This window comes from Candidatus Omnitrophota bacterium (assembly GCA_034717435.1).
Lineage (GTDB): Bacteria > Omnitrophota > JAUWXU01 > JAUWXU01 > JAUWXU01 > JAYELI01.
In genome coordinates, this window is the sequence record JAYELI010000042.1 from 15,847 (window position 1) to 30,081 (window position 14,235).

Genomic DNA, 14,235 nt, shown 5'->3' on the forward strand with positions numbered 1-14,235 from the left:
AAGCGTTATAGGGATAATCTATAATCTTTTCGTAATCAATAAAAGAATCAAGATACTCGAGAGCCTGTTTGTAATTCATTTTAAACAATTGAATCCTAACTTTAAAACACTAAAGTCATAAGTCATAAGTCATAAGTTTTATTATGACTTAATATGACTTATGACTTAAAACTTATGACTTTTTTATGACCTAATTTGATTTATTAATATTTATACTTTAGTGCTTAAAATGCCTCGTCCCGGTAAATACCATACTGATCTTATGCTCATTACAGGCATCAATTATTTCCTGGTCACGGATTGAGCCGCCGGGTTGGATTATGGACCTTACTCCTGCCCGGGCAGCCGCGTCTATTGCATCCCGTTTGGGGAAAAAGGCATCGCTGGCCAGGACCGAGTCTTTTGATCTTTCTCCTGCTTTTCTGCGGGCAATAATCACTGAATCGACCCTGCTCATCTGGCCCGCGCCAATGCCTATTGTGCAGCTGCCCTTAACCAGAACAATGGCATTAGATTTAACATGTCTACAAATTCTCCAGGCAAAAATCAGCGAGTCTATTTCGCTATCGCCGGGAACGCTATCAGTAACAACCTTTAATTCTTCTTTTAAAACACTCTTCTGGTTATAATCCTGAGCCAGTAATCCTCCTACTACTTTTTTAAAATCGACCATGTTCTGAGATTTGTGAAGTATCGGCCCTATCTCTAAAATCCTTAAATTTTTCTTTTTCTCAAGCTCAGCTAACGCGTTTTGCTCATAATCAGGAGCAACTATCACCTCTACAAAACCGGCTGAGATAATACTTGCGGCCGTGGAAGCGTCTACGGTCTTATTTAGCCCAATGATGCTTCCAAAAGCGCTTAATGGGTCGCATTCCAGCGCCTTTTTATAGGCCTGATCCAGGGTATTTCCCAATGCTGCTCCGCAAGGGTTGGTATGTTTAATAATCACTGCCGCGGGCTCCTCAAACTCCCCGATAATCTCTAAGGCAGCATTCAGGTCAATTATATTATTAAATGAAAGTTCCTTGCCGTGAAGCTGCCTGGCCCCAACCACGCCTGACCGGGCAGGACTTTTCTCTTTGTAAAAAGCCGCCTTCTGGTGCGGATTCTCTCCATATCTTAAATCCTGCACTTTTTCAAAACTTAAATTTAAACTATCGGGAAATCCCCCTGTGCTTTCTGTTCCAAGCCAAATCCCTGGTGTTTTGTCCTTCGTATTCTGTTTTAAATAATCATATATAGCTTGATCATATTGCGATGTCAGCCTAAACACTTCGATACCTAAGTTCCTCAGGGTGTTATCGCTTAAGGTGCAATCATTTTCTTCCATCTCTTTTAGAATTGCTTCATATCTATCCGGATTGGAAACCACTGCTACATCCCTGAAGTTCTTCGAGCCTGAACGAAGCATTGACGGCCCGCCGATATCTATATTTTCTATGACCTCTTCTAATTTAACATCAGGTTTGGCTGCGATCCTCTCAAACGGATAGAGGTTGATCACTACCATGTCTATCGGGTCGATCGAGGCTTTTTTTATCTGTTCCATATGTTCGGGGTTTTTTCTCAGAGCTAACAGCCCCCCGTGTATCTTGGGATGAAGTGTTTTAACCCGGCCGTCCAGCATCTCCGGAAAACCGGTATAATCAGATACTAATTTTACCGGAATACCCGCCTGTTTAAGCAGTTTTGCCGTTCCTCCTGTAGACAGAATTTCCACGCCTAAACCATGAAGCCCGGCGCTAAATTCCTTTATACCCTGCTTGTCAGATACGCTGATTAACGTCCTCCTGATCTTTACCATTATTTATTCTCCTTTACCCAAACTTATTTATTACCAATCCGCTTAACGGCTTAGGGTAAAAATACGTCGATTTCTGGGGCATCAAACGGTGGGCCTTGGTTACAGCCTTAAACTCCTCTATCCGTACCGGATTGAGAAACAACGCTGCCAGAAATTCTTCCTTATCTACAAGCTCAACCACCTTTTTTTCATCGCTGCTATAGCCTATATCTTTTTTATCCAGGCCAAGGATATGCTCGATCAACAACTTATGCAATATCATTACGTCCAGTTTTTTCCATATTTTTAATTCCCGGCTGTCAATCAACTGCTCAAGCACAAGTTCATCCCTAAGAATGAGCAGGTAACTTTTCTTTTTATAATACATCCCGAATGCGTGCTGCTGATCTTCTTTTTTCATCCGGCTCAATAATTCATTATTTTTGACCGTCTTCACCCAAAAAAACTCTTTCAGCTTGCCTAAATCTATATTTTCAAGCCCCTTTATTACCCGGTACGTAGGCAAAACAGTAAAGCTCTGATTGATATCGACCAAATAAACCATAATACGATTGTATTGCTCTTCGCCGCTAAATTGCCCTTTTTCTCTCTTCACCTCGTTCCTGAAATTCAATGCAGTTTCGTAGCGATGGTGGCCGTCGGCTATAAAAATAGATTTGTCCTTTAGGTAATCCGTTATAATTTGTATGTCTTGAAGCTGGTTTATAGCCCATAATTTATGTTCTATCTTATCATTGTCCCTCAGACCAATGATCGGCTGTTTCTTGCTGTAAGCCGCCATAATTTGCTCCACGCCATTACCATCGCCTTCATAAAACGCGAATATCGGGCTAAGGTTTGCCCGGGTTGCCTTGATAAGCTGCAATCGATCTTCTTTGGGAGCGGAGAAAGTCCGTTCATGGGGCAGGATTATTTTATCCTCAAAATCCTCCAGCCTTACTGAAACTATAAGACCTTTTCTTGTATGTCGCTGCTGAAAGATACTATAATCCTGTTTATACAGATAAATAGACGCTTCTTTATCCTGTTTTAATATATCAGACTTTATCCACTGTTCAAGAAAATCCCTTGCCCGGGTATATTTATTATCGAATTGATTATCATCCGGCCGGGTTTTACCCAGTATCAGGCGGATAATATTATAGCTATCGAGCTGATAATAATCATCCTGCACCCGCTTAGATATGACATCATAAGGAAGAGCTGTTACTTTTGATATGTCTTTGATCTTTTCTTGATTATAAAGAATTCCCTGGAAGGGGTATATCTTGGCCATTTTACCTTCTGTCTGTTGTTATATCTTGTTGTTATACCATAATCTGGCCGCAAAATCAAACAACTTTTAGGTAAGGGGACTATCGTTATTTGTTAAGCAAAGTTCTGATTTTGACTAAAAGTTCTTCCTTGGTCACTGGCTTAGCAATAAACTGCCGGGTGCCTATTACTCCTTTGTTGTCTGTCACCTCTTTTTTCCTAACTACTGCCGTGAGAAACACTATCGGAGTATCCTTTGTAGTTTCATCGTGAGTCAGTTCGTCGGCTACCACCGCGCCATCCATTCCCGGCATAATAATATCAAGTAATATCAAATCCGGCCGGTATTTTCTAGCCAGGTTGATTCCCTCGCTTCCGCTGATGGCTGTCGTAACTTCAAATTCACCCGAAGCTTCCAGATTCATCTTTGTTAACTGGCAAAAGTCCTTTTCATCATCAATTACCAGTATTTTCTTTTTGGCCAATATTCTCACCTTCCTTTCTTATCTGTAATGGCAGACAGGGCTATAATAACCTTTGTGCCTTTCCCCTGCTCACTTTCTATTCTTATTAACCCCTGGTGGTTATCGATTATTGACTGCGTAATGCTCAACCCCAAACCCATTCCCTTACCCGGCCTTTTAGAGGTAAAAAAAGGATCAAATATCTTTCTGAGGTTATCTTCGGAAATGCCAATCCCCGTGTCTTCAACCTCGACAACAACAACCTTTTCTCCAAACTTAAAAATATCCGACGTCCTTCTCCCTGCGCCGTCTCCCAGCTTCGTCGACTTCTGGATAAAAGTCTTAAACCGCAGGCGCCCGCCGGCGGGCATGGCCTGGACAGCATTTAAAATGATATTTACAAAAACCTGCTTCATCTGATCCTCATCTATGTATACCTGAAGTACTTTCGTATAGTCCTTGACTATATTTATACTTCCGGCTTTCAGTTGGTGCTGAGTTAGTTCTATCGAAAAGTCAATTACCTTATTTATATCCTGAAGCTTAAGTTCTAAAGACTTTTTCTTTGAAAAATCGAAAAGAGACCTTATGATCTTGTCTGACCGGAACACCGCTTTTTTAACTATATCTAAGGTTTCGAGTTGCTGCTGGTTATCGGGAGATATTTCCTTTTCTAACACCCCGACCCCTTGAAGAATAATGCCCAATGGGTTTTTTATTTCATGCGCCAGGCCGTAAGACAACTGCCCTACCACTGCCAGTTTCTCTGTCTGGATTAACTGTTCCTGGGTTTTTCCTAATTCAACATTGGCTTTTTCTAATTCCTTAGTCTTCCGGGCCAGGGTATTTCTATAAATCGAGACCTGTTCCATATACTCCACCGCCCTTCTCACGTCCCGGGCAACACCGACTATGCTGCGGACATTCTGTCCATAAGTCAAAAGCCTTGCGCTGAAAATAACGGAAATATTTTTGCCTGCTTTATTTTCGAAATATACGTCGCGATCTTTGAAAGAACCCCGCCTGATATCCCTGATTATATCCGAACTGTTTGTCTCTTGTGCGGACAGGATAAAATCAAAAGGTTTTCCTGTCATATCTTCCCTGGCATAACCCAACAGTTCAGCCAGCGCCTGATTGCAGGTTAAAATTAAAGAATTTAAATCTATAATGACTACCGGGTAGGCTACAGCGTCTAATAAAAGATTGCTGGCCTGGGAATTTACTTCAAAAACCTTTTTTTTGCGCCCGAAAAACATATTTAATTCCCTGACAATAAAATAAACAATTATCATCTTACTTTGGATAAAGGCTATTGTCAAGAAAAATGAGGACAGGGAACGAGAGAAACGGTTTTTATAAAGGCCTCTAAAATCCGTATTTTAATTCCATAAACGCCAGGTCATGGTCACTGAACTGTCCGCTCAGCTGGGATGGCTCACCGTCGAATATATGGGCACCGGCAGTAACCATCAGATCATCGCTAATATCATAAGATATTTTAGGGCTAATCTTCCAATCGTTATCATCACCGTACAAAATAAGCACCTCCGGTTTTAACCTGGCATGCATAAAATCGGTTGAAACTTTTAAAGAGAGCATGGTTTCCATCTCATCAAGAGGGCCTCTGGTCGGACCGAATAACAAGACATTACCCCGGTCCTTTCCGTAATCAGCGCGGGGAACTGTTATAAATTGGATGACCTGAAAACTGAACAGCCAGTTTGTCCAAAGATATTTATCAAATCCCATACAGTAGTTATATTCATCTACCGCCACTACTCCCACATCGCTTACCTTTCCGGGGACAGGCCATCCCTCCATTGTTGTTTCAGCTATTATTGCCTGGTCCTGGCCATAGTTTATTTTATTGTTATTAACATGGGCAAACTCTCCTCTGATAGTCAACCCGTCCCAGATATTACCGCTTAAGGTTTTGGAAAACGAAGCGCCGGCAATGTTTATCGGCTCATAACGCGAAATTAAAGTAAAACCGGAAGGAACGTAATCAAACACCGGGAAACCTACCCAGGTTAACGTCATATAAGAATAAGCGGTCTGGGAATAGTTATAGCCGTAAAAATAATTAAGCGTATATTCAAATCCATTAATAACGCTTAACCATCTCAGGCCTGCTTTTGTGTTTTCAGCCCTCTTTTCCGGTTTGTCGGTTATAAGGCTGATATTCATACCCGGGATTTGCTGTAAGCCCTGAAGGCCTCTTTCTCCAATCTCAGAAGTCCTCATTGCCCAGGGAGAGCCTGCCGGCGGAACAAAGTTCGTCTCATAATCCGGAATTGCCAGCAGTTGAATTGTTCCGTCTGTTATCGGCGAATATTCCACTTTCAACATCCATAAAGGAAGGTGCTCGTCATCCAGCGTCCAATAGCGGTAATTAATGGGATTAATCTTATCCAGTATCTTTACTCCGTCGGCCGTGCCCCAGATTACCTCCTGCTTTCCCAGCCGGATATCTAACTTATCGGATATATAATCTATGTAGGCTGCCCTTAGCCATTCGTCCCCGGGCTGTCTCATATCAATGCCTCTGGTATTTTTATATCTATCCTCTATATCATAGACCGCATCATAGTAGTAACGGCCTTTTGCGAACAGGTAAAGAAATTCCTCGATCTTAAATTCTCCCGCTAACTCAAATATATTTTGAAGCCTCATTAAATGGCCATCTATCACATTGACATCTGTCTTATTCTTAAGATAACCCGAGACATTAAGATCCTCGTCAAGCATCGGCTCTAAGGCAAATACTGAATTAGTAATAAATAACGCTAATACAATAACCGCAAATAAAATTTTACGCATCTAATATCTCCTTTGTTTTAGCTACCATCTACTCCGCATCAACGTTTTTTCGGTAAAAAGACCTTCTTTCAACCCTATATCAAATTTTATTTCATCATTCTTAATAACCGTAGTGCTGCCTGTCCTCAAGTTTTTACATTCCAGAATAATCTGAGCAGGGTAACCCCTGTTAGTATAAGATTTGTAACTTCTAAAGATAGTTTTGAACTTTCTGCCTGTTTCATCGAACATTTCTTCAAATATATTAGCCCCTGTTGCTTTATCAATCCAGACAATCCTTTTGGTATAATACCATCTATCATTTTTCGGCTTTGCCTCTATTACATAGCAATCCATACCCTGGTAATAGTTTTTCTCAGCAAAATCGCAATAATAACCCTTAAATTTTTCTTCTCCTGTCAACTTATAAGTTTCATCCCCGAATTTACGGGTTGAGACTTCGGCATTGGTAAGATCGCTGCCCATAAATGCACCCTCAGCCTGGCCGGGAGAAATCCTTCTTATCTTTTTTAAACTGGGTATCCACAACCAGATATCCTGCAATCTTTCAGTATCAAGGTATGTCCAGGTAAGAATTCCCATCCCCTTGACATTTGGAGGGCTGGTCATCACTATCAGGTCCTTGTAGTTGATATCCTTGCTTTTTCTATTCAGCACTATCCGGGAACGGATAAATCGCCAGTTCTTAATTACCTGACCCTTCTTAGAAAAAAGACGATAATCCCCTTTTAATTCGATATCCCGGGTAAAGGTGGTATATTTGACCTCAAACCACATCTTCATCAGGTCATCTGCCGAGATACCCGGATAAGGCCTGGGAACCTCGGGCAATGAACTTTCAGCCGGAACAGGCGTTGTTAAAATAACCACACTGAATAAAGCCCCTGCTATCAGCAGTAGACAACTTTTTAAATTCTGCATTTCCGTCCTCCTTTTTTTACTTTTTTAACCTTTAACCTTTGATTTCTTAAAAATAAACCTTGGTTTGATTATCGAAATCAGGCAAGGCAGCAATATCAAAGCGCCCAGCATATTCAAGATCAAAAGCGAGCCCAAGGCCAGCCCTAATCTTGCCTGCAGCCTGATATCCGAAAATAGCCAGGAAAATACACCGATAGCTACCGTTATACAGGTAAAGAATACAGCTTTCCCTGAAGTAACCAGAGATTTATACGCTATCTCTTTTAACGATAAATTGTTATTTAAGGAGTACTCTCTTTTGAAGCGGCTAACAACATAAATTCCATAATCCACCCCCAAACCTATTCCTAAAGCAGCCAGGGGAAGGGTCTCTACCGTCAGGGTAATACCCAACATTCCCATTATTCCAAAGGTCAAAAGAATACTAAAGCCTAAAGGAAGTAAAATCAGTCCGCCGGCCGCAATAGAACCATAAGCAACAGATATACATAAAAACACCAGGACTGAGACCTGAATAATATTTAACGGCAGAACCCGGGATATAATTTGATTGATTGCCGCCATAATTCCAATGTCTCCTCCGGCATAATGAAATTCTACTGCCTTGTTATGATGGTGTTCTTTTACCCAACTTTCGGTTGCAGTAATGATATTTTTTATGGTAGTAGATTTATGATCTTTAAGATCGACTTTTAGATTAGCAAATCGATAATCAGGGCTGACTACCGGGTCAAAGTCGCCGGGAAAACTGGACATATAATACAAAAACAGGTATTCTGCGATTGTCCGTGAATCTTTGGGAATAACAAAGTAATTACGGTCTCCGCCAAACATAGCGCTATTTAAGCCCTTGATATAATCCACCAAAGACAGGCTATAACCCATCTGGGGAATCTTATCCCGTAGATATCTTTGGAGTGATTCCATTTCTCTGAGGACACCGCTATCGAGTAGAGAATCCTGCTTGTCCCCTTTGATAAAGACATAATAAGGATTGGAACCACTAAATTGTTCGTTAACAAAACTCTCTGCCAGATTATAAGGAGAATTCGGATAAAGTATGGCTGATCCAGGTTCGTTATCACCTACTACAAGTTGAGAAGCGCCTTTAAGACCTATCAGGGCCAGAACTAAAAATAAACCGATAATCGTCCATCTGGCAAATCTATGCTGGATAAGGCCTGAAATCCCGCTTAATACCCTGTTAACAATGGTGAATTTCTCTTCTCTTTCTATCTCGATCTTTTTGGGCCGCGGAAGGAACGAAAGGACAGCGGGTATAAAAGTTATGGTGGTAAAAAATATACTGAGCACCCCGATACCGCTGGCAATAGCCATGCTTTTAATCATAACCAAAGGAATTATAAGTAAAGACAAAAATCCTATACCGTCGGTAAGCAATGAACTACTCGCCGGGATAAAAAGCTCTTTTAAGGTTATCAGCGCCGCCGGCCTGCTTTTTAAACCCTGTTTTACTTCCTCATAATACCGCTTTATAAACTGCACTGAATGGCTTATACCTAAGGCCAGGATAAGAAAAGGAACCAGGATCGTGGCCGGGTTAAGACTAAAACCAAGAAGCGCCAGGCTTCCCAATCCCCAGCTTACCGCCATCAGGCTGGAAGCAAGGGGTAGTATTATCCCTCTTTTTGACCTGAAGGCGATAAATAAAACGACAATCATCAAAACAAGAGTGCCTAAAAATACCTTGCCCATCTTGGGAAGATAAAAATTAAGCCATCCTTCTAAAATAGGACGGCCGGCAATATAAATTTTAGTATCTGGATCCTGCTCCGGCTTCACTATCTGGTTTAACGCCTCAAATATCCTTTTGGAAGAAACAGAAGACTCAAAATCTGCCTGAATAAGCGTAGACTTTAAGTCTTTTGAAACCATAACCCCGTAGATTAAAGGATTTCTGGTGCAAATTATCCGCAGTTTTGCTAACCCCTCCCTGGTTTGAGGCGGGTAACGCATTAGGTAATCTGAGATAAACCCTTCCGGGGTTGCAATGACATTTTTAACCTTTCGGGCGGATAAAGAGACAACTCTGCCGGCGTTTATGCCGTCCATTAGATAGAGCTTTCTGGTAATCCTGTCTACCTTACTTAAGGTTTGATAGTTAAATATATCTCCTTCTTTTCTCTCAATAGCTATAGAAACCTGATTCAGGCCGCCGAAGATCCGGGTGAGTTCATTCTGGACCAGCATATAGGGGTGTTTTTGGGGGGCAAAATCACCTAAGTTAGTCTGAAAACTTAAGTTCTTAAGGGTATTAATAAAAAATACAGTGGTTATCAAGCAGAGTATAATAAATAACCATCTGAATTTAATAACAAACCGGCTGAAAATATCGCTAAACCGCTGCATGTTGGGCTGATTCTTTTAAAAGTTCTTTCTGGACTTTTCCTGACCTTGTCCGGGGAAGGATTTTCACAAATTCTATTATCTGGGGAATTTTGAAATGTGTCAATTTTTCGCGGCAGAAAGACCTAATCTCGGTTATTGTCGCTTCCTCTCCAGGCTTCAATACAACTACTGCTTTAACCGCTTCTCCCCTTAGCTTATCAGGCACCCCGATTACTGCTGCCTCTTTTACCTTAGGGTGGCTCTGGACAACATGTTCTACCTCCGGAGAATAGACATTCAGTCCTCCAACGATGATCATGTCCTTTTTTCTGCCTTTGATATAAAGATTATTTTCCTCATCAAAACAGCCCAGGTCTCCGGTATGAAACCAGCCGCCGTTCATTATCCGGCCGGTCATCTCCGGCTCTTTATAGTAGCCGGCCATTATTGGCCAGCCCCGTATTACAATCTCTCCTATTTCTCCCCGGGAAATTTCTTTGTCATTGCTGTCAAATATTTTTATCTCGCACCAGGGCGCGGACTTACCAACGGACTTTATCTTATTGGGCTCGCTTACCGTGTTTGGCGGCGAGGTTTCAGTCATACCCCAACCGTTAAATAAACAGGCATTGGGGCAATATTTACCAAATCTCATGATCATATTCGGGTCGCTGGGCGCGCCAAACACATTAGCCCCCCTAAGACCTGAAAGGTCATATTTTTCAAACTCTTTTAATTGCAAAAGAGCAATAAACATTGCCGGGACCATGAAGAAAAAACTTACCTTGTGCTTCTCAATATTTTTCAAAAACTCTATTGGTATAAAACGCTCCATAATGACAAGCGTGGAACCAAAAACAGCATTTATCTGAAAAGAAACAAACCCCCCTGAATGAGAAAACGGAAGCGCGCATATTATTACATCGAATAATTCTACAATGTGGATGTGTTCAAACAGCATCGGGCAATTATCTAAATTTTTATAATTCCACATTACTGCTTTTGGATGACCGGTGGTGCCTGAGGTATAAAAAAGAACAGCCAGGTCATTATCATCAATTTTAACATCAGGCAATTCATCAGATTCCTGTGCTGTAATTTTATCAAAAGAGAATTTTTCCTTTTCTGCGCTGAAGCAAACAACGATATTTTTTAAGCCTTCAACATTTTCTGACAACCCTTGCAGGGAAAAACTCTCTAACGGCCTGGTAATTAAAACAGCTGCCTCGGAATGCGCCAAGACGCCTGTTAATTCTTGACCGGTCAGGCGAACATCCAGGGGCACAGCTACTGCCCCGACAGTAAACACCGCAAAGTAAGAAATTGCATATTCCGGTGAATTAGGAAGATAAATTGCTACCCTGTCGCCTTTTTTTATTCCTGCCTTAAGAAGCCAATTGGCCAGCTTATTTATCCTGCTGACTATTTCCTTAAAGCTTATCTGCTTATCTTTAAAAATGATCGATGTTTTATCAGGGTGCCTTTCAGCCTGCTCTCTTAATTTTTTGGCAATGTCCATCTTGTACCTCCATTCTTTATTATTTAGATCCTTCGCTCAAAGAACCTCAAAGAAGATTTTTTATCGCTTAGTATGAAATTTACACTATAATATAATAAAATTTTACTATTCAAATTTATATTATACCTATTTTAACAATGTCTGTCAAGAAAATCTCATTATCGCAATTATCGGATTATGCAAGCAGGGCCTGGGATAAGACAATATCTTTGGTTGCGGAAAAGGATAGTTTTATTTTCTTTTTAAAACTATTCCTTTTTATGTGGATTAAGGGATTTCCTGCAATATCCCGGATAGAAATATCCTTCCAATCAAGGTCGTTTTCAGGGCAGGCTTTAAATATCGCCTCTTTAGAGGCAATATAGCAGCTCAAGCTTTTAAAAAAATAACGACTCTTCTCTAAGGGCAATTCTTTAATTTCTTCATCAGTTAAAATCTTTTTCAAAAACAATAAGCCGTGCTTTTGATATACGCTTTTAATCCGCTCTACGTCTACTATATCTATCCCTATCATCCCTTATCCTTTATCCTTTATCCTTTTTAAAGCGTATACCAGCAGCTGACCAGGGGTTTTTCACCGGATAAATTATAATTAATATGCTTAAGCCGGGTATATTCTAAAAATCCTTCTTTGCCTAATTCTTTACCAAAGCCGCTTTGTTTAAAACCGCCGTAGGGCGCCTCATTATAAAACATACCGTAGGTATTAATCCATATCGTGCCGGCATTAATCTTTTCACTTAAGTTTTTTGCTTTTTCTAAATCACTACTCCAGATAGAGCAGGCCAGGCCAAAAGAACTATCATTGGCAAGCCTGACAGCCTCTTCTTCCCCGGAAAATTCGCTGATACAGGCCACCGGCCCGAATATCTCTTGTTGAAAAATACTCATCTCAGCGTTTACTTGCCCAAAAACCGTCGGCTTGAAGAAAAATCCATTTTTTAATTCCGGGTTTTCGGGGATCCCGTCTCCGCAAAGAATCCTTGCGCCCTCTGCCTTTCCTTTTTCGACATAAGAAGCAACCTTTTGACGGTGCGTTTCGGAAATTAAAGGTCCCATCTGGGTTTCGGGTTCCAGACCATTGCCCAATTTTATTTTCTTTGCCTTCTGTATAAACTGCTCTTTAAATTGTCCGGATATGTTTTTATCTACCAATATTCTGGACATTGCTGTGCACATCTGGCCCTGGTTAAGAAATATTGAAGTAAGGACTCCTGACACAGCTGTTTCTATATCACAATCAGCCAAAATGATAGCGGCTGATTTCCCGCCCAATTCCATAATTAATTTCTTCGGGCTCTCTGAAGCAAAACGCATAATCTCTTTACCGGTTTCAGTGCTGCCGGTAAAAGAAATCATATCTATTCTGTTATCAGAACATAGGGTAGAACCAACCTCTGTTCCCGAGGCATTAACCACATTTACTACACCCTCAGGCAGGCCGGCTTGGTTGATAATTTCGGCCAGCTTTAAAGCAGTCAAAGGGGTAAGGCTCGATGGCTTTAGAATTACGGTATTTCCCCCGGCCAAAGCCTGGGCCATTTTCCAGGAAGCAATTAAAAGAGGATAATTCCAGGGAACGATCAGAACCACAACCCCGCGGGGTTCATATAACAGTTGACTTTTTACCCCGGAATCCAACTCTATTTTTTTGTCCTTAAGGTAATGCTCCAGATTATTGGCAAAATGCGCAAAGGTCCTGGCGCTGGAAGGAACATCCATAAAGGTTGATTCTTTTATCGGCTTACCGGTATTTTTTGTCTCCAGCTGAGCCAACTCCTGGGCATGATCAAGAATGCCTTGTGAGATCTTTAAAAGAAAATCCTTTCGTTCAGATAAAGAGATCTTAGGCCAGGGGCCTTGGTCAAAGGCCCGCCGCGCCGTCTGGATAACTGTCTTTATTTCTTGCTCAGTCAACCGGGGAACTTCTGTCAAAACCTTCCCGGTTGCCGGGTTAATAATCCTTTGCTTACTCATTTTACTCCTATATCACGAAATTTTTAAAGACTTAAATAAAGAAAACATCCGGGTAAAAGGCACATACCAACGGGAGAGTTTGCCTAACTCACCTTTCAACTTTAACTTTCCCTGGGTAGTAGCCACAAAAGGATCAAGTTTTCCTTCAAAAATCAAACGCCAGGCATCCGCCGGCCCGGAAATAACAAAAGGCGCCTCGTCATTATAATCTACTTTAATAATTTTTCCTTCTTGAAAATTAAATTTATACGCCTTATCCTTTTCTTCGTCCAGCTTAATAACTACCTGAGCTGTTAAATTCAGCTCCTTTGCCTTTTTTAAAAAATCCTCATCTTGGTTAATCAGATCTACAATGGTTAAGATATGTTTCCGGGAAAACATAGAATAGACTTTTCCGGTTTTTTGCAGGCTCCCTGTTAGTTCCTGTTCAAACTTATTCGACTCACTCTTAGCAAAAAGCCGGGCAAGACCGGCCATTTTCACCGCTTCCTCTAATTCCTCGATTAAATAAAAGGCATCTTTAAACTCATCGGCGATAGAAACCACGCCGTGGTTTTTGATAACCACAATATTGTTGGTTTTTAAGGCATCTGTTACTTTTTCCGGCCGGCTTACATTAGGAGTATCCTGAGTAACTTGCGGCACCTTACCCAAAACCAGTTTGTTCTCAAAAGTTACGGTATTCAGCTCATCGTAAACAGAATAATAGGCATTAATTAAAGGCGGATGGCAATGGACTATTCTCTGGACAGGGAAATCTTTATAAATCAAACTATGCAGGGCAAACTCTGTAGTTAAACCCTTGGTTTCATGCGCTGTTGGGGAAGATATATCAACTTCCAAAATATCTTCTTCTTTCAATTCTCCCAGGCAGGTGCCGCTTGAGGTTATTAAAATCAAGCCCCCTTCTATCCGCGCGCTTAAGTTGCCTCCCCTGGCAGCCACTAACCGAAACTCATAAAGCCTCTTACCGATCCTGATGATCTCTTCTTTTAATCTTTTTTCTTTTGTCATTTTCTCTCTACCCTCTACTCTCTATTTTAACTCCAAACTAATGTGTTTAGTAATTAACCTATTAGGCGTAATATCAAACGCCGGATAGAATCCTTTTACCTGTTGGG

At 41.1% G+C, this 14,235-nt stretch carries 11 protein-coding genes; all 11 read right to left on the minus strand.

Annotated elements, in window-relative coordinates; translation table 11 throughout:
* Positions 1–217 precede the first annotated feature (217 nt).
* The 11 genes from purH to U9Q08_03465 all read right to left on the minus strand — a co-directional run bounded on the left by purH (position 218) and on the right by U9Q08_03465 (position 14,128).
* Positions 218–1,807, minus strand: coding sequence for a bifunctional phosphoribosylaminoimidazolecarboxamide formyltransferase/IMP cyclohydrolase (purH, locus tag U9Q08_03415; GenBank protein ID MEA3328764.1), 1,590 nt, complete (start codon positions 1,805–1,807; stop codon positions 218–220).
* 13 nt (positions 1,808–1,820) lie between these two features.
* On the minus strand, positions 1,821–3,083 hold the full coding sequence (locus tag U9Q08_03420) for a DUF1015 domain-containing protein (protein ID MEA3328765.1): 1,263 nt from the start codon (positions 3,081–3,083) through the stop codon (positions 1,821–1,823).
* An 85-nt stretch (positions 3,084–3,168) separates the two neighbouring features.
* Positions 3,169–3,546: a response regulator gene (locus tag U9Q08_03425; protein MEA3328766.1), complete on the minus strand. Its 378-nt coding sequence runs from the start codon at positions 3,544–3,546 to the stop codon at positions 3,169–3,171.
* A gap of 5 nt (positions 3,547–3,551) precedes the next feature.
* A complete protein-coding gene (locus U9Q08_03430) occupies positions 3,552–4,820 on the minus strand; it encodes an ATP-binding protein (GenBank protein MEA3328767.1) in 1,269 nt (422 codons plus the stop codon).
* A gap of 73 nt (positions 4,821–4,893) precedes the next feature.
* On the minus strand, positions 4,894–6,348 hold the full coding sequence (locus U9Q08_03435) for a DUF1302 family protein (protein MEA3328768.1): 1,455 nt from the start codon (positions 6,346–6,348) through the stop codon (positions 4,894–4,896).
* Positions 6,349–6,369: 21 nt separating this feature from the next.
* A complete protein-coding gene (locus tag U9Q08_03440) occupies positions 6,370–7,269 on the minus strand; it encodes an outer membrane lipoprotein-sorting protein (GenBank protein ID MEA3328769.1) in 900 nt (299 codons plus the stop codon).
* Positions 7,270–7,293: 24 nt separating this feature from the next.
* Positions 7,294–9,639, minus strand: coding sequence for an MMPL family transporter (locus U9Q08_03445; protein ID MEA3328770.1), 2,346 nt, complete (start codon positions 9,637–9,639; stop codon positions 7,294–7,296).
* On the minus strand, positions 9,626–11,137 hold the full coding sequence (locus tag U9Q08_03450) for an AMP-binding protein (GenBank protein ID MEA3328771.1): 1,512 nt from the start codon (positions 11,135–11,137) through the stop codon (positions 9,626–9,628). Before U9Q08_03450 ends, U9Q08_03445 begins: the two co-directional genes overlap by 14 nt.
* 175 nt (positions 11,138–11,312) lie before the next feature.
* The gene (locus U9Q08_03455; GenBank protein MEA3328772.1) at positions 11,313–11,651 is read right to left on the minus strand and encodes a 4'-phosphopantetheinyl transferase superfamily protein; all 339 of its coding nucleotides are present in this window, start codon (positions 11,649–11,651) and stop codon (positions 11,313–11,315) included.
* Positions 11,652–11,677: 26 nt separating this feature from the next.
* Positions 11,678–13,114, minus strand: a complete 1,437-nt coding sequence (locus U9Q08_03460; protein MEA3328773.1) for an aldehyde dehydrogenase family protein — start codon at positions 13,112–13,114, stop codon at positions 11,678–11,680.
* 12 nt (positions 13,115–13,126) lie between these two features.
* Positions 13,127–14,128, minus strand: a complete 1,002-nt coding sequence (locus U9Q08_03465; protein ID MEA3328774.1) for a class II aldolase/adducin family protein — start codon at positions 14,126–14,128, stop codon at positions 13,127–13,129.
* Positions 14,129–14,235 lie beyond the last annotated feature (107 nt).

What these genes read in the sequence shown, in the direction of transcription:
- purH (MEA3328764.1), bottom strand. Translation starts at nt 1,807, where the DNA reads ATGGTAAAGATCAGGAGGACGTTAATCAGCGTATCTGACAAGCAGGGT.
- U9Q08_03420 (MEA3328765.1), bottom strand. Translation starts at nt 3,083, where the DNA reads ATGGCCAAGATATACCCCTTCCAGGGAATTCTTTATAATCAAGAAAAG.
- U9Q08_03430 (MEA3328767.1), bottom strand. Translation starts at nt 4,820, where the DNA reads ATGATAATTGTTTATTTTATTGTCAGGGAATTAAATATGTTTTTCGGG.
- U9Q08_03435 (MEA3328768.1), bottom strand. Translation starts at nt 6,348, where the DNA reads ATGCGTAAAATTTTATTTGCGGTTATTGTATTAGCGTTATTTATTACT.
- U9Q08_03440 (MEA3328769.1), bottom strand. Translation starts at nt 7,269, where the DNA reads ATGCAGAATTTAAAAAGTTGTCTACTGCTGATAGCAGGGGCTTTATTC.
- U9Q08_03445 (MEA3328770.1), bottom strand. Translation starts at nt 9,639, where the DNA reads ATGCAGCGGTTTAGCGATATTTTCAGCCGGTTTGTTATTAAATTCAGA.
- U9Q08_03450 (MEA3328771.1), bottom strand. Translation starts at nt 11,137, where the DNA reads ATGGACATTGCCAAAAAATTAAGAGAGCAGGCTGAAAGGCACCCTGAT.
- U9Q08_03455 (MEA3328772.1), bottom strand. Translation starts at nt 11,651, where the DNA reads ATGATAGGGATAGATATAGTAGACGTAGAGCGGATTAAAAGCGTATAT.
- U9Q08_03460 (MEA3328773.1), bottom strand. Translation starts at nt 13,114, where the DNA reads ATGAGTAAGCAAAGGATTATTAACCCGGCAACCGGGAAGGTTTTGACA.
- U9Q08_03465 (MEA3328774.1), bottom strand. Translation starts at nt 14,128, where the DNA reads ATGACAAAAGAAAAAAGATTAAAAGAAGAGATCATCAGGATCGGTAAG.